We start from the raw sequence: 20,261 nt of genomic DNA on the forward strand, positions 1-20,261 counted from the left end.
CGCCGAGTCATACCTATGACTCCCGCCGAGTCATATATATGACTCCTGAAGTATGATACCTATGGTGCTTGGCGTATGACAGCTATGACAGAGCGGTCGGAAAAACGTAGGCTCAAATCCCTGCCGCAGCCTTCAGTGCCTCAGCCTTGTCTGTCCGCTCCCAGGTGAAATCAGGCAGCTCGCGGCCAAAGTGACCGTAGGCGGCGGTCTGCTTGTAGATGGGCCGGAGCAGGTCGAGCTGCTGGATGATGGCCTTGGGCCGCAGGTCGAAGATCTCGCTCACCAGCTGGGTCAGCCGCTCTTCCGAGACCTTGCCGGTACCGAAGGTGTTGACGTTGATGGACACGGGCCGCGAGATGCCGATGGCGTAGGCCACCTGCACTTCCACGGTCGAGGCCAGGCCTGCGGCAACGATGTTCTTGGCCACATAGCGGCCCATGTAGGATGAGGAGCGGTCCACCTTGGACGGGTCTTTGCCGGAGAAGGCCCCGCCGCCGTGCGAGCCGCGTCCGCCGTAGGAGTCGACAATGATCTTGCGCCCGGTCACGCCGCAGTCTCCCACCGGCCCGCCGATGACAAAGCGGCCTGTGGGGTTGATGAAGTACTTGGTGTTCGCGTCGAGCATCTCGGCAGGCAGGATGGGTTTGATGATCTCTTCCATGATGCCTTCCTTCAGGTCGGCGTAAGAGACCGCCGGGCTGTGCTGGCTGGAGAGCACCACCGCCTCGATGCGCTTGGCCTGCTTGCCGTGGTATTCCACTGTCACTTGGCTCTTCGCGTCGGGCCGCAGCCAGGGCAGCACACCGGCTTTGCGCACTTCGGCCTGCCGCTTGACCAGGCGGTGCGCGTAGGTGATGGGCATGGGCATGAGCACATCGGTCTCGTCGCAGGCGAAACCGAACATCAGGCCTTGATCGCCCGCGCCCTGCTCCAAGTCAAGGCCAGTGCCCTCGTTCACGCCTTGGGCGATGTCAGGCGACTGCTTGTCTATGCTGGTCATGACCGCGCAGGACTGCCAGTCAAAGCCCATCTCCGAGGAGTTGTAGCCTATCTCCTTGATGGTCTGGCGGACGATCTCCGGCATGTCCACCCAGGCGCTGGTGGTGATCTCCCCGGCGATCATGGCCAGGCCGGTGGTGACCAGGCTCTCGCAGCCGACGCGGGCGTATTTGTCCTGACTAAGGATGGCATCAAGGATGGCATCGGAGATCTGATCCGCCACCTTGTCAGGATGGCCTTCAGACACTGATTCGGATGTGAAGAGATGACGCGACATGGGATGCTCCGTAATTAGATTGAAGAAGGGTGATGAGTCCGCGCCGCCCTGCCGCTGCCGGTCCATCCGGCCTGGCGGGCTTGAACGACAAAGTCCAGCGCGATCTCCCATTTGTTCAGCGGGCTGATCAGGTACAGGCCGTCAATGCACGGGGCGATCTGGCTGACCAGCTCAGCTGTGTATTCCAAGGCCGCCTTGCGCTGGTCGGCAACCTGATCAAACTGCGCCAAGCGGCTGCGCAGCTCCTGCGGCACGGTGATGCCAGGCACCTCGTTATGCAGGAACTCGGCGTTGCGGGCGGAGATGAGCGGGAAGATGCCGGGGAAGACAAGCAGGTCTATATGGTGCGTCTGCTCCAGCATCTGCTCCACCGCTGCCGCAGAGAACAGCGGCTGGGTCATGGCGAAGCGGGCACCCAGCTCGGCCTTCTTCTCCAGCCGCCGCAGCTGGGTCGCGGACTCTGAGGGACGGTAGCTGAAGGCGCAGCCGACAGAGAAGTTCGTCTGCTTGCGCAAAGGCTGCCCGGCCATGCTCTGGCCCCGGTTCAGCCCTTCGAGCATGGCGATCAGGCCGTAGGAGCGCAGGTCAAAGACCCCGCTCACTCCAGGCTGATCCGTGCCTGCGGCTGAGTCGCCGGAGATGGCCAGCACCGCCTCAATGCCGAGCAGGTGCGCGTCCATCATCCGCGACTGGAGGCCAAGGGCGTTCACGTCCCGCCCGGTCTGATGGAGGATGGTCTGCAAGCCGGTGCGCTGGCGTATCAGCGCAGCCATGCTCAGGTTGCCTGCCCGCAGCACAGCCAAGGGATTCTCTCCCAGCGAGATGGCATCAGCTCCAGCTGCGGCGATCCTCGCCGCACCCTGCAAGACAGGCTCCGCATCCAAGTGCGCGGGCGGGTCTAATTCCACAACAATGGGCAGGCGGCCCGGCTGGAGCGAGTCAAGGAAGCCGCCGTTCTTGAACGCGGCTGGAGCGGCGGCAGGCTCCTCGCTCCGCCGTTCCACGCCAGAGACCTGCACCCGCACCGGCTTGATCTTCAGGGCGGCGCGGAACTCCTGGATGTGGGCAGGCGTGGTGCCGCAGCAGCCGCCAAGGAGATGCACACCGCTGCGCAGCAGCTCCTTGGCCCGCAGCGCCATGTAGGCAGGCTGGGCCGGATAGAGCATCCGCCCGTCGAGCAGCTCCGGCATCCCCGCATTGGGAAAGACGGACAGCGGCGTGCCCTCGCCAGCCAAGGGCGACATGCGGGCTATGGCCTGCACTGCCGCATCCATGCCGCGTCCGCAGTTGGTGCCGACCAAGGCTGCGCCTGCGTCCCGCATCCGTCTGCCGCAGAGCAGCGCGTCCTCGCCCAGCACAGTCAGCCCTTTGGCAGGGAAGATGAGCTGGCTGACCACAGGCAGCTGCGGTGCGGCTGCACGGGCTGCGGCTATCGCTAAGAGTATCTCCTCAAGGCTGGAGAAGGTCTCCAAGATCAGCAGGTCAGCTCCGCCTTCAGCCAAACCCAATGCCTGCTCGAAGAAGGCGGCGCGGATGTCCTCTGCTGTGACCTCATCCTCATGCAAAGGAAAGGCAAAGCCTGTCGGCCCCACTGAGCCAGCCACATAGACCCGCTGCCCGGCAGCCTTGCCTGCGATTTCCGCGCCGAGCCGGCATATCTCCCTGACCCGTTCTCCGGCTCCGGCCTTGCGCAGCTTGAAGCGGTTCGCGCCAAAGGTGTTGGTCTCGATCAGCTGGCTGCCCGCCCGGATGTACTCCTCATGCGCGGCCAGCACCAGCTCCGGGGCCTGGGCGTTGAGCAGGTCAAGGTTGCGGCCCCGCTCCACCCCCTGCTCAAAGAGGTAGGAGCCAAGCGCGCCGTCGCCCAGCACGACGTGGTCGTGAACGTATGTGAGAAAGTCAGGTTTCATGGAGGCTCATTGCTCGCAGCGGCAGGCTTAGCGCAAGGCCGCTTTGATCCGCTCCAAGGCTTGGGCCACGTTCTCGCGGGAGTTGAAGGCGGAGAGCCGGATGTAACCCTGTCCGCATTTGCCGAAGCCTGCGCCTGGCGTGCAGACCACTCCCGCCTTGTTCAGCAGCAGGTCAAAGAATTCCCACGAGTCCTTGCCGCAGCGGATCCAGACATAGGGCGCGTTGGCAGCTCCGACATACTCATAGCCCAGCTCCTTCATGGCTGCCGCGATCAGGTCGGCATTCTCCAGATAGCCGCTGATCAAGGCTTTGCACTGGGCCTTGCCTTCCTCTGAGTACACCGCCTCGGCAGCCCGCTGCACCGGATAGGACACGCCGTTGAACTTGGTGGAGTGGCGGCGGTTCCAGAGCGGATGAATAAGCTGCCTGCCGCCCTTGCTGTCATAGGCGGCGCATTCCTTCGGCACCACCGTGTACGCGCAGCGGGTGCCGGTGAAGCCTGCGCTTTTCGAGAAGGAGCGGAACTCGATGGCCACTTCCCGCGCCCCTTCAATCTCGTAGATGGAGTGCGGCAGGGACTCGTCGCGGATGAAGGACTCGTAGGCCGCGTCAAAGAGGATGAGGGCCTTGTTCGCCTTGGCGTAGTCCACCCACTGCTTCAGCTCGTCCTTGCTGACCGTTGCGCCGGTAGGATTGTTGGGGAAGCAGAGATAGATCAAATCCACCGGCTCTTTCGGCAGGGCAGGCACGTAGTTGTTTTCCGCTGTGGAATCCAAATACACCAAGCCCTGATAGCGGCCGTCAGCAAACGCGCCGGTGCGTCCGGCCATGACATTGGTGTCAAGATAGACCGGATAGACCGGGTCAGGAAGAGCCACCCGCGCATCGGTGCTGAACAGCTCTTGAATGTTGCCGGTGTCGCATTTCGCCCCGTCAGAGATGAATATCTCGTCCGCGCTGATCTCCGCGCCGCGAGCTTGGAAGTCGTGCTTGGCGATGGCCTCGCGCAAGAAGGCGTAGCCCTGCTCCGGGCCGTAGCCCCGGAAGCTGCTGTCCGCCGCCATCTCATCCACAGCCTTGTGAAACGCGGCGATGCAGGCAGCTGGCAAGGCCCTGGTCACGTCGCCAATACCGAGGCGGATGATATTCTTATCTGGGTGGGCTTGCTGGAAGGCGGCCACACGGCGGGCGATATCTGCAAAAAGGTACGAAGCCTGAAGCTTCAGGTAGTGCTCGTTGATCTTCAGCATGGCAGTCCGGTGTTTGTATTGACAGGCCCTTGACGGTGCGCGATGAGTTGGAAGAGTGCTGGATATTACCTGATATGGGCGAAAAGTCAAGCTGCTGGGCAGGAAGCGCGGCTGGCTGGCAAAAAAGTCTGAAGAGAAGAAGTCTTCAGAGAGATGCTGGTGTTCAATCACGTCAGCAGAGAACATTCCGCAGCGCGGCAGGCGGCTTCCGCTCCATGCTGTGTTGTAGATTTTTTCGATGCTGGCATGGAGAAATTCTCGATGCCAGCATGGAGTGAATTTCGATGCTAGCATGGAGAAATTCTCGATGCTAGCATGGAGTGAATTTCAATGCTAGCATGGAGACATGCTCCATGCCAGCATGGAGCCACCCTCGAACGTAGCATGGAGCACCTCTCCATGCTAGCATTGACTTTTCCTTCATGCTGGCATGGAGCGGAAGCTTGGCCCTGATGCACACATGAACGGCTGGCTGCTTTGAGGGGATTTCTCTGTTGACTTTGGGGGATGCGCGTTGTAAACAGCAGGCTGATCAGAAACAATGCTTGGAGGCTCGGAGGTTCATCACATTGCAAATGACACTTCAGTGAACGGAACACGGTGCGATTCCGTGGCATTCCCGATGCTGTGACCCCGGAAACGCCTGTTCAGCGCGTTGCGGCCACTGTCTCTTTGCAGACGGGAAGGCCGCTGGACAGGAGGGGAAGCCAGAAGACGAGCTGAAGTTTGTTCAACAGGATTGGAACGCGATGGCAAAGGGTTCCGGAGAGCGTATGCTCTGCCGGGCCTCATTGTTCCCGGCAGGGTGCAAACAATGAGGTTGAGCATGAAAACCCAATTGGAAGCGGCCCGCGAGGGCATCATCACTGCGCAGATCAGCACTGTGGCCCAGAACGAGGGGCTTGCGCCGGAGCTGGTCAGAACCCGCGTGGCTGCGGGCGAAATCGTCATTCTCAGCCATCCGAAGCGGCCTCAGCAGGAGGCGGTCGGCATTGGCATGGGCCTGCGGACGAAAGTCAACGCCTCCATCGGCACCTCGTCCGACATCTGCGACCTCGCCCTTGAAGTGCGCAAGGCGCGGATTGCCGAAGAAGAAGGCGCGGACACCCTGATGGAGCTGTCAGCGGCAGGCGATTTGGACGCGATCCGCCGCAATGTGCTGGCGGCGACGCGGCTGCCAGCAGGCACGGTGCCGCTGTATCAGGCATTTCGGGAAGCTGCGCTGAGCCATCGCAATCCGGGCAAGCTCGACCCGGAGCAGCTGTTCGAGATCATAGAGCGGCAGCTTGCCGACGGCATCAGCTTCATGGCCATTCACTGCGGCATCAACCGCTGGACAATCGAACGTCTGCGCAAGCAGGGATACCGCTACGGCGGGCTGGTATCCAAAGGCGGCACCTTCATGGTTGCGTGGATGGACAGCACAGGCAAGGAGAATCCGCTCTACGAGCAATTTGACCGGGTCTGCGGCTTGATGAAGAAATACGATGCCGTGCTTTCGCTCGGCAACGGCATCCGCGCAGGAGCTATTCACGACAGCCATGACCGGGCCCAGGTGGCGGAGATGGTGATCAACTGCGAGCTGGCCGAGCTGGGGCGGAACATGGGCTGTCAAATGATGGTCGAAGGCCCAGGCCATGTGCCTTTGGATGAGATTGCCGCCAACATCCTGCTCGAAAAGCGAATGAGCGGCAACGCGCCCTATTATGTGCTCGGCCCTCTGCCCTTAGACAGCGGCGCAGGCTATGATCACATCAGCGCGGCCATCGGCGCGGCGCAGTCCGCCCGCCATGGCGCGGATCTCATCTGCTACATCACACCTGCGGAGCATCTTGCCTTGCCCAATGAGGAGGATGTCCGCCAAGGCATCCGCGCCGCCCGGCTGGCTGTGCGGGCGGGCGACATTGCCAAATATCCTGACCGCCGCAAGAACGAGAAGGCGGCGGCGAAAGCGCGGCGGGACATGCGCTGGACGGATTTGCATCAGCATCTGCTTTTCCCGGAGCTGGCCCGCGAGCTGCGCCAAAGCCGGATGCCGGAGTGCAGCGAGACCTGCACCATGTGCGGCGACTTCTGCGCCATGAAACAGGGCGCAGCGGTCTTTGGCAAAGATATTGCCGGGGATAAGAGCTGCGCTGGTCTGGACGGCCGCCCTGCTGAAAAACCGAGTTCTGCCGTTTTTTGATTGACCTGCGCGGCTTGGCTGGTAATATATGCGGTGTGTTTTGCGTTGCGTGAGGGCCTATAGCTCAGTTGGCTAGAGCCACCGGCTCATAACCGGTCTGTCCCTGGTTCGAGTCCAGGTAGGCCCACCAATCTGGCGGCAGGACAGTCTCCTGCCTTGATGAATTCATCCACGGCGCGGCGGTCTTTTGAATCCAAACATCTGTTTTTGGAATTCTTGCTGGTATAGAATCTGTTTTCAGGCAGCGGCGCAGAAGTCATAACCCCTGAAGAGGCGCATCCGGCTCTGGATGCGCCTCTTTTTCATTCCGTGGCAAACGTTCAGCAGTTTCTTGACATACTTGAGGACTCAGCTCCATCTGCCTTGGCGGCGGGCTGGGACAATGTCGGCCTGCTTGTCGGCAGCCCGCACAGCAACGTCAACGCCGTGCTGCTGGGTCTTGACCCCACGCTGGCGCTGATCACTGAGGCGAAGGTGCTTGCCGCCGACCTGATCATCACGCACCATCCGGCTATCTTTCACCCCTTGAAATGCCTGCGCACCGACCAGCCTGGCAGTGCTTTCCTTGCTGCCGCGCTGCGGGCGGGAATCAGCGTCATCAGCTGCCACACCAATTTTGACGCTGCGCCGGGCGGAGTCAGCGACACTCTGGCCGATGCCTTGGGCTTGATGGCAACTGCGCCGCTGGCGGCAGACAAAGCCGATCCCTGCTGCGGCACTGGGAGGATCGGTAGTCTGCCGGAGCCGCTCTCCGCTGAGGACTTTCTCGCCAAGCTGCGGGCGGCACTGCCCCTGCCTTGGCTGCTGGAGGCTGGGCCGCGCCCGGAGGCGGTGGCAAGAGCCGCCGTCTGCGGCGGCTCCTGCGCTGATCTGGCTGAAACAGCACTGGCCGTAGGCGCGGATGTGTTCATCACAGCGGAAGTCAAACATCATACCGCCCGCTGGGCTGAGGAAGCCGGGCTGTGGCTCTTGGACGGCGGTCATTTCGCCACGGAGAATCCATCCATGAGCCGCCTGCGGCAGCAGCTGGCTGAACGGACGCGGCAGGCGGGATTGAATGTGCGGATTCATCTCGCCGCTCAAGAAAGTCCGCTCCGGCTGGTGCCGCAGAATTTTCTCAAAGAATAACGACGACCATATGCAAAGAAAGGAGAGAGCATCTTGAGCGAAGAAATCAGCAGGCTGATCGCCTTGCAGGAGCTGGACAGCGAGCTGGCCGGGCTGGGCCGGGAGACGGAGGGTGTTCGGCAGGCGCAGGCTGACCGGGAAAAGGCGGTCAGCGAGCGCGAGGCGCAGGCCGGACGCTGCCGCGCCAAGGCTGTGGAGCTGGAGCAGAGCCGCGAGACGATCAAGGCCGCAGGAGAAGAAGCGGCGGAGCGGATCAAAGAGCGGCAGGTAAGGATGATGCAGGTGCAGACCAGCCGCGAGCATCAGGCCCTGCTCAAAGAGATTGAGGACGCGAAGAGGCAGATCAAGGACACAGAGGATCAGCTGCTTCAAGTGATGGAGGATGCCGAAGCCGAGCTGAAGAAGGCGGCGGAGCTGGAGAACATCTGCAAGGGCGAGCGGAAGCTGCTGGCTGAAGAGGCGGCCAAGGCGGCGGAGGCGGTGCGGCAGATTGAGGCCCGCCGAGCCGAAGTGCTCGCCCGCCGCGACCAGCTTGCGCTGGAGCTGCCCGAAGCCCAGAGAAGACGCTACGAGAAGCTGCTGGCAAAGCGCAAGGGCTTGGCCGTGGTCAGGGTTTCCGCCGGGGTCTGCCAAGGCTGCTTCATGACTGTGCCGCCGCAGCTGTTCAATCAGGTGCGCAAAGGCGGCGAAATCTGCTCTTGCCCGGCCTGCCAGCGCATTCTGTTCTACATCGCCGACGAAAATGAGCCGCCGGTGCAACCAGTGCGGCCCCGCCCTGACGATGACCATGACCTCTACGAGGAGGCGGAGGACGAGGAAAGCGAGGACGATCTGCTCAACGACGAATGATGAGCTGGACGCTCTTCACCGACGGCGCGTCGCGGGGCAATCCCGGCCCGGCGGGCGCGGGCGCGGCACTCTTTGACGCGGAGGGCCGCGAGCTGGCGGCCCGCTCGCTGCATCTCGGCCATTGCACCAACAACGCGGCGGAATACCGCGCCCTGCTCCTCGGCCTTCAGACCGCCTTGGAGCTGGGCTGCGCCCGTCTTGACATCCGCCTTGACTCCGAGCTGATCGTCCGCCAGCTGCAAGGCCGCTACAAGGTCAAGCACGAGACGCTGAAGCCGCTCTTCGAGGAGGTGCGGCAGCTGCTTGCCCGCTTGGAGGGCTGGTCAGTCGCCCATGTGCCGCGCGAGCAGAACAAAAGGGCGGATCACCTCGCCAACCAAGGAATTGATGGAACAGGAAGATGAAATGGTATTTCCCTTAATTTAAGGAGGATGGTTCCGTGAAAGAGATTTCTCTGACAACGTTTGTTGATATTGTAGTTGCGTCGGGAATCAGCAGGAGTACAAAAGCTAGAGCTGCCTTGAAAGATGAAAAATATCATCCTGCAAAAGATTTTTACAAACCGTTAAGAGAGAGGATAGAAGAGTATCATAGAAGGAAAATAGGGAAAGAGTATCTTCTCAGTTTTACTAGCCAGTTAACAGATAGAAAAAAAGAGGGTAACTATTCAGTGCTAGTGGATAATTATTGTAAATGGATAGGGAGGAAAGAAATTGAGTACTTTGAGCCGATACATGCAAAATACGGGAAGGAAAATGTTGCTATTCGTGTTAACCCAGAGCTTGGCCTAGCAATAGGGGAGAAGAGATGTTTAGTTAAATTATATTTTAAATCCGAGCAGCTATCTAAGAACAAAGCTGACATAATACTTGGACTGATGCAAACTTCACTGCAACGTGAATATACTATGTCAGTTCTAGATATCCGACAGAGAAAACTTTTTACACCAACAATTGAGATTCCTATGTTAAAAGAAATAGTTGACGCTGAGTTGTCCTATATTTCAGCATTTCTACATAAGCAATAAAAAAAACTAACACAAGTTTTGGGGCGGACGCATGATCGCTCCGGCTTCCGGGCCGGGGAGGAAAGTCCGAACACCGCAGGGCGCGGCGGTTCCTAACAGGAACTCCGGGCGACCGGGGGACAGTGCCACAGAAAAAACACCGCCGATGGAACGGGCGACCGTTCACAGGCAAGGTTGAAATGGCGAGGCAAGAGCTCACCGCCTGCGTGGCGACATTGCAGGGCAAGGAAAACCCCGCCGGGTGCAAGACCAAATAGGGAAACGCCTGAGGACTGCCCGTCCGATGTTTCCGGGTAGGTTGCACGAGCCGCCGGGCGACCGGCGGCCAAGTCAAATGATCATGGCCTGCGGCGGCATCGCAGGAACAGAATTCGGCTTACAGTCCGCCCCAATTTTTCATTTTCTCATGACAAAGACCAGCGTCGGCGTGATCATCCCCGCCGCAGGCTCCGGCAGCAGGATGGGCATGGCATTGCCCAAGCAGTTCCTTGAGCTGGCCGGAATGCCGGTGCTGGCCCGCACGTTGCGGGTCTTTCTTGATCATCCTAAGGTGGACGCGGTCATCGCCGTGCTGCCGCCGGAGCAGCTCCAGTCCGGGGCGGCTCTGATCCTTCCTTTTCTTTCTCCTGCCCAGCAGGACAAGCTCGGCTTTGCCGCAGGCGGCGCGACCCGCCAGCAGTCCGTGCGCAACGGCCTCGCCGCCCTGCCTGCGGACATTGGCCAGGTCTTGGTTCATGACGGTGCCCGGCCTTTAGTCACAGCTGCGCTCATTGACCGCTGCATAGCTGGCATTGCCGAGCACGGCGCGGTGATCGCCGCTGTGCCGGTCAAGGACACCCTGAAAGAGGCTGCGGGCGGCATTGTGCTCCGCACTGTTGACCGCGAGCGGCTCTGGCAGGCGCAGACCCCGCAGGGCGCAGACCGCGTTCTGCTGGAGCAGGCCTGTCGCCAGGCTGAGGCAGACAGCTTTGCCGGCACGGACGAGGCTTCACTGCTGGAGCACGCAGGCATTCCGGTCAGCGTGGTCATGGGCAGCGCGCGCAACTTGAAAATCACCCAGCCGGAGGACTTGGCCCTTGCCGCCGCTCTGCTCCGGCAGGAGGAGGACAGCATCATGCGGATCGGCCACGGCTTTGACGCGCACCGCCTGGTTGAGGGGCGCAGGCTCATTCTTGGCGGGCAGGAGATTCCCTATCACCTTGGCTTGGACGGCCATTCTGACGCGGATGTGCTGGTGCACGCCTTGATGGACGCGCTGCTCGGCGCGCTGGGCGAGGGCGACATAGGCCGCCACTTCCCGGACAGCGACGAGCAGCACCGGGGCGCGGACAGCTGCCAGCTGCTGGCGCGGGTGATGGCTTTGGTCAGGGCAAAGGGAATGCGCCTGCTGAACGCGGACATCACCGTGATCTGCCAGCGGCCCAAGCTGGCCCCGCACATGGCGGCGATGCAGGCCCGGCTTTGCGCTGTCTGCGGGACTGAGGCGGTCAACATCAAGGCCACCACCACCGAGGGCATGGGCTACGCCGGACGCGGCGAGGGCATCAGCAGCCATGCGGTGGCGCTGCTGACATCAGCTTGACATCAACAGGAACCGAGGGAGGATCATCATGCAATGCCCAGGACAGGACAGCCGCTACTGGAGCGGCGAGGCGGTCTTTGAGAGCAAGTGCCCGCACTGCGGGCAGGCGGTGGAGTTCTTCAAGGACGACAGCCAGCGCACCTGCCGCAGCTGCGGCCGCAAGCTGCTCAATCCGAAGATGGATTTCGGCTGCGCCTCCTACTGCCCCTACGCCGAGCAGTGCCTCGGCTCGCTGCCGCCGGAGCTGGCCATAGCCAAGGGCGGCCTGTTCAAGAACAAGGTCGCCGCGTCCATGCGCAGCTACTTTGGCAGCGACAGCCGCCGCATCCGTCACGCTGAGGCCGTTGCCGAGCAGGCGGAGATCATCGGCAGGCAGGAGCCGGGCGGAGACCTGCTGGTGATCATTGCCTGCGGCTGCCTGCACGACATCGGCATCAAGGAGGCGGAGCGCAAGTTCAAGTCCTCGCTGCCCCGCTATCAGCACAGCGAGGGGCCGCCGGTGGCGCGGGAGCTGCTGACCGCGCTCAAGGCCCAGCCGGAGCTGATTGACGAGGTCTGCGACATCATCGGCCACCACCACAGCCCGCGTGAGACCGAGACGGTCAACTTCAAGGTCCTCTACGATGCGGATCTGATCGTCAACATGGCCGAGGAGCATCAGGAAAAGCCGCTCTCCCAGCAGCAGCTGGACAAGATGATCAGCCTGATGCTGACGCAGGCCGGCGCGAAGCAGGCGCGGGCGGCCTTGCAGAAGCTGGTCCGCTGATCAATTATGAGACCATCACCCGATGGTCTGTTGGACTGTCGCCCGAAGGCCTCCCGGATGACCGGGCGGTCTTCTCAACCACAACCGCGCGGGGGGAATCCAGTCATGCAAGAGGAATACTGCATCGTCATCACCAGCTTCTCTGACGACGAAAACGGCACCCATATCATTGAGGCCCTGCTGGACAAGCGGCTGGCCGCCTGCGTGCAGGTCATGCCCATTCAGAGCTGGTACCGCTGGCAGGGCAAGATCTGCTGCGCATCGGAAAAGCTGATGCTGATCAAGACGAAACGCTCCCTGTACAACAAGGTGGAGGACTGCGTCCGCTCTTGGCACGCCTATGAGCTGCCGGAGATCATTCAGCTGCCCATCACAGACGGCCTGCCCGGCTATTTGGGCTGGATCAGCAAGGAATGCGACCCGCCCGCCTCATGCTGAACAAAAAAGCAACGGCTCGCCCTCTTGCATACGGGCAAGAGGGCCGCATTCAGCGCATGAGCGTGCTGATGCGCTTTGTCCCGGCAGGCTCATGCCCTGCGCATCAGCAGGCTGACGCACTCAGCATGAGTCTGCTGATGCACTCAGCATGAGTCTGCTGATGCACTCTGCATGAGCAGGCTGATGCCCACTGCATCAGCAGCCCCTGGCGCTCCGCATGAGCCTGCTGATGCGGAGCACGCAGGAGCAAGCTCATGCGGAGCACAATCTACTTGCAGAAGTTTACTCACGCACAAGGACTGCTATGAACCCAACACGGAAGATTATCGAGATTGACGAGGCGCTCTGCACTGGCTGCGGCGAGTGCGTGCCCAACTGCGCGGAAGGCTCGCTGCGGATTATCGACGGCAAGGCCAAACTGGTGGCGGACAAGCTCTGCGACGGGCTTGGGGCTTGTCTGGGCCATTGCCCACTCGGCGCGCTGAAGATCATTGAGCGCGAGGCCGAGGACTTTGATCAGGCGGCGGTGGATGCCTTTCTGGCCGCAGAAGGCAAGCAGTCGCATGGGCACTGCCCGTCCGCCCAGCTGAAGATGCAGCAGCCCTGCGATGCGGCGGCCAACACGCCTTCCGCGCAGCAGGGCAGCACGCTCAGCCACTGGCCGGTGCAGATCAGGCTGGTGCCGCCGTCCGCGCCGTTTCTGGAAGACTGCGACCTGCTCATCGCCGCTGACTGCACGGCTGTGGCCTGCGCCAGTCTGCACAGCGACTTCCTGCCGGGCCGCAAGGTGATGATGGGCTGCCCCAAGTTCGACGACCAGCAGCTCTACGTTGACCGCTTCACCGAGCTGTTCAAGACCCGGAAACTGCGGAGCGTGACCATCCTGATCATGGAGGTGCCCTGCTGCGGCTCCATGATCCAGCTCGTCCGTCACGCCTATGACCAGGCCAAGTGCACGGTCCCTGTGCGGCATGTGGTGGTCTCCACCCAAGGCAGGCTGCTCGACAGGCGCGACTGGCTGACCGCCTGAAGCGCGGCTGCCGCTGTCATTGCCTCGCCTGTCTGGCCCGCGCCGCAGCCCGCAGATATTTCTCCTCCAGCGGCTGCCGCCGGGCCGCTTCCACGTGCAGCGGCAGCGCCAGCTCAGGCCGGCGCTGCCGCATTCTGATCCTGCCCAGCAGATAGGGGTACAGTCCGTTCCACGGATCACCGCGCCGCGCCTCCTCCAGCAGCTCCTCTATCCGCCTGCTCTTCTCCTCAGCGCTGCGGCCTGGCTCCTCTGCCGCGCTTTTGGCCCAGCTGTAGGCGGCTGCCGCTGTGAGCGCGCCGCCGTGCAGCCGCAGCACAGCCAGCAGCAGGACTGCCGCGCCAAGAAAGACCAGCCCGCCTGCGGCAGGAGACTGCGCCGCTGTCTCAGCCGGGCGGCGGTGATGCTGCCGGGCGCGTCCGGCAGCGGCCAGCAGGGCGCAGAGGAAGAAGCAGTGCAGCCCGTTCGCCCAGTTGTGCAGGTTGAAGTCAGTCAGGCTGAAGAAGAGCAGTCCGGCAAGGCCGCTGAACGCGCTGATGGCGGTCAGCACAGCCAGCCGGTCATGACGGCTGAATATCTGCCGCCAGCCGCTGCGCAGCACAGTCCAGGCGAACCAGGCGGCCAGCAGGAAGCCGATTGCGCCGCCCTCGGCCAGCAGCTCAAGGAAGTCGTTGTGGGCATGATCGTAAAACAGGTCGTCGGCCAAGGTCTTGTAGCTGGGAAAGACATCCGCGAAGCTGCCAACGCCGGCGCCGGTCAGAGGGAAGTCGGCGATGATCCTGAACGTGTCGCGCCAGATCAGCAGGCGGTCGTCGCGCAGGCCGCCGTTTGGATCCACAGCATATTGAAACCGCAGCAGCAGGCTGTCCCAGTTGAACCATGCCCCGGCCAGCAGCACAGCCAGTAGGGGCAGGATCAACCACCTCTCTCGCATCCTCCACGCCAAGAGCAGAACAAAGACCAGCAGAGCGACCGTCAGACTGAGGATGCCGCCCCGCGACTGGCTCAGAAAGACTGAAGCGACAGCTGCCATTGCCCCGAAGCCGAAAAGCAGATGTAGGCCGCTGCCGGAGCAGAGGCGCAGCAGCCGCTGCCGCAGCGTCTCCTCCTCGCCGTCTCTTTCAGGCAGATTGAGCAGGCAGGCGGCCAGCAGCAGCGGGCAGGTCATGACCATGAAACCGGCGTAATGGTTTCTGTAGACCCACGGGCCGAAGGAGCCAAACCCGCTGCGCACCGGTCTGAGCCAGAACAGGCTTTCAGGCGCGGCAGCCCGCTGGAGCATTGTGACGATGGCTATGCACAGCGTCAGCCCGGCGATGCTGCTGAGGAAGAGAGACAGCCTTCTGCCAGAGCAGAGCAGCTGCGCGGCAAGGATGTACACAAGAACATAGCTACCAAGGCGCAGCCCTTCGCGCAAGGCAGCCTGCGGGTTGAGGCTCAGGGGGATCCACGTGTCCGGCGGCAGCAGATCAAGCACCGGCTGCCAGACTGCCGCTGTCTGAGGCGATAGGGCCTGCATCAGCGCGGGCGGCAGGGGCAGGCATTGAGCGAGCAGCCAGAGCAGCAGAAGGAGCAGCGGCAGCAGGCCGGGGACGGACTGAAAAGCTGTCCTCCTTGCGGCGCAGGGGCGGAAGTGGAGCAGAACAGCCACAGCAGCCAGCGTCTCCGCTGCCGCGACAGACCACGTTTCCGTGGTTCCGAAGGCCAGCGGTGCGAAGCAGAGCAGAAGGAGAAGCGGCGCAGATGACATAACGCGGCACGTTTGCAGAAGGAAATCAGCTCCATTGAGCGCAGCTACCGCTCCGGCCTTCTTTTTGCTCAACAGGCTGAGATGACTTGCTGAAGATGACAGCGGCCTATCGTAGGCCATACGGCGGCACCTGTCAACAGCAGACTTCTTGTATAGGCCGCAGATGATGTGCGCAGGAGTAGTTCTCGAACTGCCCCTGCGGGAGGAGAGGCTTGTCAGCCCGGCGGCCAGTTCAGATCGCGTCCGCCGAGAATGTGCATGTGGATGTGGAAGACCGTCTGCCCGGCCTGCGCCCCGTTGTTGAAGACCACCCGGAAGTCCTCAAGGCCTTCCTTTTTCGCAGTCTCGCTGCCGATGCGCAGCATCTTGCCGATCAGCCGCTCGTCTTCAGCGGCCACAGCGGCAGGCCCGCTGATGTGCTTCTTGGGAATGACAAGAAAATGCACCGGCGCAGCAGGATTGATGTCCCGGAAGGCCAGCAGCTCCTCGTCCTCGTAGAGCTTGGCCGCAGGGATTTCTCCCCGGATGATTTTGCAGAAAATGCAGTTGTCAGCCATAGACGTTCTCCTGAAAAATTTAAAAAGAAATGAGCGGCAGGCTCAAGGCTGTTTTCCGGCCACAGGCCGCAGCCGCAGAGTCACCGCGCCGTCCTCAGCCCGGATGTCGATCGGCTCCATGCGCAGAAGCACTTTGGCGGAGCCGATCTCTCCGCTAATCGGCATGAAGTTGCGCAGCGGCACCTCATACTGCTTGCTCAGGCTGTTGAGCAGGGCCAGCAGCGGCTCGTCGGCATCGCCGTTGCCGTGGGCCGACCGCTGAAAGCGTGGCGTGAGCAGCAGCAATTGCTTGGCTGGATCAAAGCGCAGCGCAGTCTCGCAGGTGACCGGCAGCGTGAGGCTGCCCAGCCGGACTTGGATGCTTTGTCCGCCGACATCGGCGTTCATGCTCATATTACGGCCTGACAGCTGGCCGCTGACGATGATCCGCCCATTGTCCACAGACAGCCTGCTGATGGAGTCAACCGTGACGCTGCCTTGGAGCTGCTGGCTGGCACTGTGCTCCAGCGGCAGGGGAAGCAGGCTGCTCAGGGTTTGAAAGAGAGCTGATTCCGGCAGCACAACTGTCACCGGCTGGGCTTGGGCTTTCGTTTTTTTCACCGCCGCAGGTTTGGCCTGCGCGGCGGGCGGCTGATTTTTCGATGCTTTGGCAGCAGGCTCCGGCGGCGCGGCTGCGGCAAGGACGGGAAGGCTGACAAAGCAGAGCAGGACAGCGGTTCTGAGCAAGTGAGTCATGGCGGCGTGGTGTTGGAAGAGTGCAGGATGAGCGGCCCTTTCAGCAGGGCCTGCGTATAGTAATACGTTTTTCGCGGATAGCAACTGACCAGACTGCGATGAGCAAAAAAAGTCCAGCCAAGGAGCGCAGGTCGCGTCCGCTGCGGTGGAGATGCCATTCGGCCAGCAGCACCTCGCTGTGGCTGAGAAAACGGCCCCGCCCGGAGAGTGTGCCGTCCTGCGCAGGCAGACTGTCGAAGGGAACAGCCAGCCGCAGCGTCTCGCCGGAATAGGCAAGAATGCTCTGACTTCCGGCCTGATACGGCCAGCGGTCAAAGTCAATCCAGCTGCTGCTGCGGTTCTCGGCCAGCAGGGTGGCGGCAAAGTGGTTGTCCTTTTTCAGCGGGCCGCTGAACAGGCCGAAGGGCAGAAGGATATACAGCAGCAGAAGCAGCAGGCCCGCAGCCTGCCGCTGTTTGTTGCGGATGAAACAGAGTTCCCGCCGCCGGATATCCAGCCAAGCTGCGGCAGGAAAGAGCAGCAGGCCGAGCAGGGCGAGCAGACGGGGCGGCATGTCTTCCGGCCAGAACAGCGCGAAGCTGGTCAGCTGCCAAGAGAACGGCGCGGCCAGCAGGCTGCCGTTGCCCCATTTGATTTCCAGAGGATCAAGCAGCAGGTGGAGCAGGCAGTTCCATGTCAGCAGCAAGAAGACACGGCGGCTTTGCGCGGCTTGCAGGCTGAGGGCGGCAGCCAGCAGCAGGCTGAAGAAAAGGCTGGACTGAATGACCGCGTACAGGCGCAGGCCGACCGGATTGGCCCAGCCCAAGGCCAGCGCGGCCCGCTGGAGGATCCACGGCAGATCAGGCAGCAGGCAGCCGATGCCGATCCAGCGGGCATCCGCTTCCCGAAACAGGGCTTTGCTGGCGATGATCTGAATGCCGAAATGAGCGAGGGTGTCGGGCATGGGGGATTTTCGCACATCGCTGAGCCATCGTCAAGCCCGGCCCGGCCATTCAGCACTTGACCGTTTGCCGAAATCTCCATAGACTGGCTCCGACTCGCTTTTCTAATCCCCTTTACAGGAGCCGCCATGACGTTGCTGCAAGCCTTTGTCCTTGGCCTTGTCCAAGGCCTGACCGAGTTCATCCCTGTGTCCAGCTCCGGCCATTTAGTGCTGGCCCCGCGTCTGCTCGGCTGGCATTTCCCAAAAGAGCAGGCATTTATCTTTGATGTGCTGGTGCAGATGGGCACGCTGGTGGCGGTGCTGGTCTACTACCGCCACGATCTGGCCGCCATCACCTCGTCGTTCTTCCGGGGCATAGCCCGGCGGCAGCCCTTTGCCGAGGCAGATGCCCGCATGGGCTGGCTGCTGATTCTCGCCACCTTGCCTGCGGTGGTCATTGGCCTGCTCTGCAAAGACTTGGTGGAGCAGGCCTTTGCCAGCCCGAAAATAACCGGCGTGTTCCTGCTCTGCACTGCTGTTCTGCTGGTCATTGCCGAGCTGGCAGGCCGACGACGACGCTCCATGCAGGACATTGACTGGAAGGACAGCCTCTGGATCGGCTTTTCCCAAGCATTGGCACTGCTGCCTGGTTTGTCCCGCTCCGGCGCGACCTTGGCAGGCGGCATGACCCGGCATCTCGACCGGCCTGCTGCCGCCCGCTTCTCCTTCCTGATGTCAGTGCCGGTGATGGTCGGGGCCGGGGTGCTGGCGGGCAAGGACCTCCTCGGCCTGCACAATGTCAGTGCCTTCCTGCCGCCGCTGCTGGTCGGCTTCCTCACCGCGATGATCTCCGGCTACATCGCCATCCGCTGGCTGATCAGCTACCTGAGCAGGCATTCCCTGCATCTCTTCGCCGGATACTGCGCCGCGCTGGGGCTGACTGTGCTGCTCCTCATCCGCTGAACTGCGCCGTCCCAATTCCCCCACCTCCGGCAGGTAGTCGCGGAACGCATCGCCGTAAATCTCCCAGACCGTGATGAACAGGGCGGCGATGATCGGGCCGATGATGATGCCGAGCACGCCGAACAGGGCAATGCCGCCAAGGGTGCCGAAGAGCACGAAGAGGTCGTGCATCTCGGTGTCCTTGCCCACCAAGCGGGGCCGGAGCAGGTTGTCCAAGTTGCCTGCCACTGCGCCGCAGACGACTGCCAGAATGATCACCCCGGCAAAGTCCCCTTTCACGCCAAGAACAACCATCGCCGGTGCCCAGACCAAGGCTGTCCCGACCGCTGGAATGATGGACAGCACCGCCATCACCGTGCCCCAGAACGCCGCGCCCTGTATCCCGGCGAAAAGAAAAGCCAGCCCGCACAGCCCGCCTTGAAGGATGCCGATAATCAGCGTTGATTTCATCGTCGCTCCGGCCACCGAGGTGAAGCGGAGGAGCAGCTTCTGCTCGGCCTCATGGTCAAGCGGGAGATAGTACAGAATCTTTCTGAGCAGTGCGCTGCCCTCGGTCAGGAAGTAGAACATCACGTAGAGCATGATCACCGCGTTGAACAAGGCGTTCACGGTCATCTTGGTGATGGAGGAGAGCGAGTTGATCAGCAGGCCGGAGACGCTGCCGACCAGCTCGCCCGCCTTGGCGATGATCATGTCGCGGTAGGGAAGGATCTGTTCATAATAGGGAATCTTCTCCGCGTAGCCGCTCAGCAGGCTAGGCTCCTTGACAAAGGACTGCACCCACGGGGTCACGGACTGGCCCACATGCACGGCCTGACTGAGCACTAGCCCAAGGAGGAAGCCCAGCGGCACCAGAATCAGGCAGAAGACCCCGGCCACCACAGCGGCGGAGGCCATGTTCTCGCGGCCTTGCAGATGCCGGGTCAGCTGCCGGTGCAGCGGCGCGGACATGGCCGAGAACAGCCCGGCCATGAAAGTGGCCATGAGAAACTGCCGGATCATGATCAGGAACAGGGCTGAAATCAGCATGACCATGATCAGGAGGACGATGTTGTTGAGCTTGGAATGTTTGATCATGACAGACGCGCGGAGCTAAAAAGGAAATGGCGGCGGCGGAGTGCCGCTCCCGACAGTTTATAAAGACTGCACCATGCTGTCAAACAGTTTGCCGTGCCGCCTTCCGCCTGTCTCCCCCGCATCGCCGCCTCAGAGCGCAATCTTGCTGCCTTCTGTTAAAAAAACAAGCGGTTTTGCCGCCCGTCAGCCTGATTTCATCCGCCGCTCGCTGCTGCTTCAGGAAAAGCATCGAGCGATCTCCCTACAAAGCCTCGCTCGATCTCGCAGCACGCCCTCGCTCGACCCTTTTTCTTCGGTCGCTCGATGCCGTCCTGCGAGATCGAGCGAGGCTTTTATACGGCGCAGCATATACGGCGAAGCAGTAGGTTGCGACGCGGCCTGGCTATGAGCACCAAAACGGACAAAGTGGACAGCTTTTTCCTTGCCCGCTGCGAAGTGCTGCTCAAGCCTGAAACATGGCAGCCGCCGTCACCGGAGGCGCGGATGCTCCAGTCGCTTCTGGCCCGCCGCGATGCCGTCCGCCGCGAGAAAAACCGTCTGGAAAAGGCCGAAGCCGCCAACACGCCGCCTCGTGTCCTGCAATCCATTCTTGACGCTGTCAGCTTTCATGCGGCGGAACTCAAATGGCTCCAGCAGGCGGTTGACGGCCATATTGACAGCCATCCCGGCATGAAGCAGGACATGGAGCTGCTGATCAGCATTCCGGCGGTCGGGCCGCAGACCGGCAGCAAGAGCCCCTCAGTCATGAAAGCCCGCTATTTTCGGTGGTGGTCAAATGGCAAGTGATGCTCTCAAGTTGAGATTGTAGCGGACAATGA

General features: G+C 61.7%; 18 protein-coding genes, 1 tRNA gene, 1 other RNA gene, 1 pseudogene and 1 riboswitch. Of the genes and pseudogenes, 13 read left to right on the plus strand and 8 right to left on the minus strand.

Translation table 11 applies throughout. From position 1 onward, the window contains the following. Window positions 1–112 precede the first annotated feature (112 nt). Genes metK through ACNKID_RS01575 form a run of 3 tightly spaced genes read right to left on the minus strand, consistent with a single transcriptional unit; the run spans window position 113 to window position 4,437 of the window. Window positions 113–1,276: a methionine adenosyltransferase gene (gene metK / locus ACNKID_RS01565; protein ID WP_417911676.1), complete on the minus strand. Its 1,164-nt coding sequence runs from the start codon at window positions 1,274–1,276 to the stop codon at window positions 113–115. A gap of 14 nt (window positions 1,277–1,290) precedes the next feature. Further along, window positions 1,291–3,186, minus strand: coding sequence for a bifunctional homocysteine S-methyltransferase/methylenetetrahydrofolate reductase (locus ACNKID_RS01570; protein WP_417911677.1), 1,896 nt, complete (start codon window positions 3,184–3,186; stop codon window positions 1,291–1,293). A gap of 27 nt (window positions 3,187–3,213) precedes the next feature. Further along, window positions 3,214–4,437: an LL-diaminopimelate aminotransferase gene (locus ACNKID_RS01575; RefSeq protein ID WP_417911693.1), complete on the minus strand. Its 1,224-nt coding sequence runs from the start codon at window positions 4,435–4,437 to the stop codon at window positions 3,214–3,216. Window positions 4,438–5,004: 567 nt separating this feature from the next. Then, window positions 5,005–5,176, plus strand: a riboswitch (cobalamin riboswitch). A gap of 87 nt (window positions 5,177–5,263) precedes the next feature. On the opposite strand from ACNKID_RS01575, the gene thiC reads away from it, so the two are divergent. The 11 genes from thiC (at window position 5,264) to ACNKID_RS01630 (ending at window position 13,442) form a co-directional block, all read left to right on the plus strand. Then, window positions 5,264–6,622 (plus strand): phosphomethylpyrimidine synthase ThiC, encoded by a 1,359-nt coding sequence (gene thiC / locus ACNKID_RS01580; protein WP_417911678.1) that lies wholly within the window; start codon window positions 5,264–5,266, stop codon window positions 6,620–6,622. A 53-nt stretch (window positions 6,623–6,675) separates the two neighbouring features. Continuing rightward, window positions 6,676–6,752, plus strand: a tRNA-Ile gene (locus ACNKID_RS01585). Between the two features lie 179 nt (window positions 6,753–6,931). Then, window positions 6,932–7,750 carry a Nif3-like dinuclear metal center hexameric protein gene (locus tag ACNKID_RS01590; RefSeq protein WP_417911679.1) on the plus strand — a complete coding sequence of 273 codons (819 nt, stop codon included), beginning with the start codon at window positions 6,932–6,934 and terminating at the stop codon, window positions 7,748–7,750. Between the two features lie 33 nt (window positions 7,751–7,783). Then, the gene (locus tag ACNKID_RS01595; RefSeq protein ID WP_417911680.1) at window positions 7,784–8,599 is read left to right on the plus strand and encodes a zinc ribbon domain-containing protein; all 816 of its coding nucleotides are present in this window, start codon (window positions 7,784–7,786) and stop codon (window positions 8,597–8,599) included. After that, window positions 8,596–9,003 (plus strand): ribonuclease HI family protein, encoded by a 408-nt coding sequence (locus ACNKID_RS01600; protein ID WP_417911681.1) that lies wholly within the window; start codon window positions 8,596–8,598, stop codon window positions 9,001–9,003. The genes ACNKID_RS01595 and ACNKID_RS01600 overlap by 4 nt, the downstream gene beginning before the upstream one ends. Before the next feature lie 35 nt (window positions 9,004–9,038). Continuing rightward, entirely contained in the window at window positions 9,039–9,626 is a 588-nt protein-coding gene (locus tag ACNKID_RS01605) for a hypothetical protein (protein ID WP_417911682.1), read from the plus strand. A 19-nt stretch (window positions 9,627–9,645) separates the two neighbouring features. Continuing rightward, window positions 9,646–10,021, plus strand: an RNA gene (gene rnpB, locus ACNKID_RS01610) — RNase P RNA component class A. An 11-nt stretch (window positions 10,022–10,032) separates the two neighbouring features. Next, window positions 10,033–11,208: a 2-C-methyl-D-erythritol 4-phosphate cytidylyltransferase gene (gene ispD / locus ACNKID_RS01615; protein WP_417911683.1), complete on the plus strand. Its 1,176-nt coding sequence runs from the start codon at window positions 10,033–10,035 to the stop codon at window positions 11,206–11,208. Between the two features lie 28 nt (window positions 11,209–11,236). Then, the gene (locus ACNKID_RS01620; RefSeq protein WP_417911684.1) at window positions 11,237–11,974 is read left to right on the plus strand and encodes an HD domain-containing protein; all 738 of its coding nucleotides are present in this window, start codon (window positions 11,237–11,239) and stop codon (window positions 11,972–11,974) included. Window positions 11,975–12,079: 105 nt separating this feature from the next. Further along, window positions 12,080–12,412 carry a divalent-cation tolerance protein CutA gene (gene cutA, locus ACNKID_RS01625; RefSeq protein WP_417911685.1) on the plus strand — a complete coding sequence of 111 codons (333 nt, stop codon included), beginning with the start codon at window positions 12,080–12,082 and terminating at the stop codon, window positions 12,410–12,412. Between the two features lie 304 nt (window positions 12,413–12,716). Next, window positions 12,717–13,442, plus strand: a complete 726-nt coding sequence (locus ACNKID_RS01630) for an ATP-binding protein (RefSeq protein WP_417911686.1) — start codon at window positions 12,717–12,719, stop codon at window positions 13,440–13,442. Window positions 13,443–13,458: 16 nt separating this feature from the next. On the opposite strand, the gene ACNKID_RS01635 is transcribed toward ACNKID_RS01630, so the two are convergent. From ACNKID_RS01635 to ACNKID_RS01650, 4 genes are all read right to left on the minus strand, one after another. Further along, window positions 13,459–15,189 (minus strand): O-antigen ligase family protein, encoded by a 1,731-nt coding sequence (locus tag ACNKID_RS01635; protein WP_417911687.1) that lies wholly within the window; start codon window positions 15,187–15,189, stop codon window positions 13,459–13,461. A gap of 215 nt (window positions 15,190–15,404) precedes the next feature. Continuing rightward, the gene (locus ACNKID_RS01640) at window positions 15,405–15,746 is read right to left on the minus strand and encodes a histidine triad nucleotide-binding protein (protein ID WP_417911688.1); all 342 of its coding nucleotides are present in this window, start codon (window positions 15,744–15,746) and stop codon (window positions 15,405–15,407) included. A 42-nt stretch (window positions 15,747–15,788) separates the two neighbouring features. Further along, the gene (locus ACNKID_RS01645; RefSeq protein ID WP_417911689.1) at window positions 15,789–16,481 is read right to left on the minus strand and encodes a hypothetical protein; all 693 of its coding nucleotides are present in this window, start codon (window positions 16,479–16,481) and stop codon (window positions 15,789–15,791) included. Between the two features lie 40 nt (window positions 16,482–16,521). Continuing rightward, complete coding sequence (locus ACNKID_RS01650) at window positions 16,522–17,424, minus strand: hypothetical protein (protein ID WP_417911690.1); 903 nt, start codon at window positions 17,422–17,424, stop codon at window positions 16,522–16,524. Window positions 17,425–17,550: 126 nt separating this feature from the next. Here ACNKID_RS01650 and uppP point away from each other — a divergent pair, with 126 nt between their 5' ends. After that, window positions 17,551–18,366 carry an undecaprenyl-diphosphatase UppP gene (gene uppP / locus ACNKID_RS01655; RefSeq protein ID WP_417911691.1) on the plus strand — a complete coding sequence of 272 codons (816 nt, stop codon included), beginning with the start codon at window positions 17,551–17,553 and terminating at the stop codon, window positions 18,364–18,366. 72 nt (window positions 18,367–18,438) lie between these two features. On the opposite strand, the pseudogene ACNKID_RS01660 reads toward uppP, so the two are convergent. Beyond that, window positions 18,439–19,443 (minus strand): annotated as a pseudogene (locus ACNKID_RS01660) (AI-2E family transporter); the annotation flags it as partial. A 384-nt stretch (window positions 19,444–19,827) separates the two neighbouring features. Here ACNKID_RS01660 and ACNKID_RS01665 point away from each other — a divergent pair. After that, the gene (locus ACNKID_RS01665; protein WP_417911692.1) at window positions 19,828–20,229 is read left to right on the plus strand and encodes a hypothetical protein; all 402 of its coding nucleotides are present in this window, start codon (window positions 19,828–19,830) and stop codon (window positions 20,227–20,229) included. The last annotated feature ends 32 nt before the right edge of the window (window positions 20,230–20,261 follow it).

The sequence above is a fragment of the Candidatus Electronema sp. TJ genome (assembly GCF_048287355.1).
Taxonomy (GTDB): domain Bacteria; phylum Desulfobacterota; class Desulfobulbia; order Desulfobulbales; family Desulfobulbaceae; genus Electronema.

Bases quoted from the DNA above. Each gene is read 5' to 3' on its own strand.
- metK (WP_417911676.1), bottom strand. From the start codon at position 1,276: ATGTCGCGTCATCTCTTCACATCCGAATCAGTGTCTGAAGGCCATCCT.
- ACNKID_RS01570 (WP_417911677.1), bottom strand. From the start codon at position 3,186: ATGAAACCTGACTTTCTCACATACGTTCACGACCACGTCGTGCTGGGC.
- ACNKID_RS01575 (WP_417911693.1), bottom strand. From the start codon at position 4,437: ATGCTGAAGATCAACGAGCACTACCTGAAGCTTCAGGCTTCGTACCTT.
- thiC (WP_417911678.1), top strand. From the start codon at position 5,264: ATGAAAACCCAATTGGAAGCGGCCCGCGAGGGCATCATCACTGCGCAG.
- ACNKID_RS01600 (WP_417911681.1), top strand. From the start codon at position 8,596: ATGATGAGCTGGACGCTCTTCACCGACGGCGCGTCGCGGGGCAATCCC.
- ispD (WP_417911683.1), top strand. From the start codon at position 10,033: ATGACAAAGACCAGCGTCGGCGTGATCATCCCCGCCGCAGGCTCCGGC.
- ACNKID_RS01620 (WP_417911684.1), top strand. From the start codon at position 11,237: ATGCAATGCCCAGGACAGGACAGCCGCTACTGGAGCGGCGAGGCGGTC.
- cutA (WP_417911685.1), top strand. From the start codon at position 12,080: ATGCAAGAGGAATACTGCATCGTCATCACCAGCTTCTCTGACGACGAA.
- ACNKID_RS01630 (WP_417911686.1), top strand. From the start codon at position 12,717: ATGAACCCAACACGGAAGATTATCGAGATTGACGAGGCGCTCTGCACT.
- ACNKID_RS01635 (WP_417911687.1), bottom strand. From the start codon at position 15,189: ATGTCATCTGCGCCGCTTCTCCTTCTGCTCTGCTTCGCACCGCTGGCC.
- ACNKID_RS01640 (WP_417911688.1), bottom strand. From the start codon at position 15,746: ATGGCTGACAACTGCATTTTCTGCAAAATCATCCGGGGAGAAATCCCT.
- ACNKID_RS01645 (WP_417911689.1), bottom strand. From the start codon at position 16,481: ATGACTCACTTGCTCAGAACCGCTGTCCTGCTCTGCTTTGTCAGCCTT.
- ACNKID_RS01650 (WP_417911690.1), bottom strand. From the start codon at position 17,424: ATGCCCGACACCCTCGCTCATTTCGGCATTCAGATCATCGCCAGCAAA.
- uppP (WP_417911691.1), top strand. From the start codon at position 17,551: ATGACGTTGCTGCAAGCCTTTGTCCTTGGCCTTGTCCAAGGCCTGACC.
- ACNKID_RS01665 (WP_417911692.1), top strand. From the start codon at position 19,828: ATGAGCACCAAAACGGACAAAGTGGACAGCTTTTTCCTTGCCCGCTGC.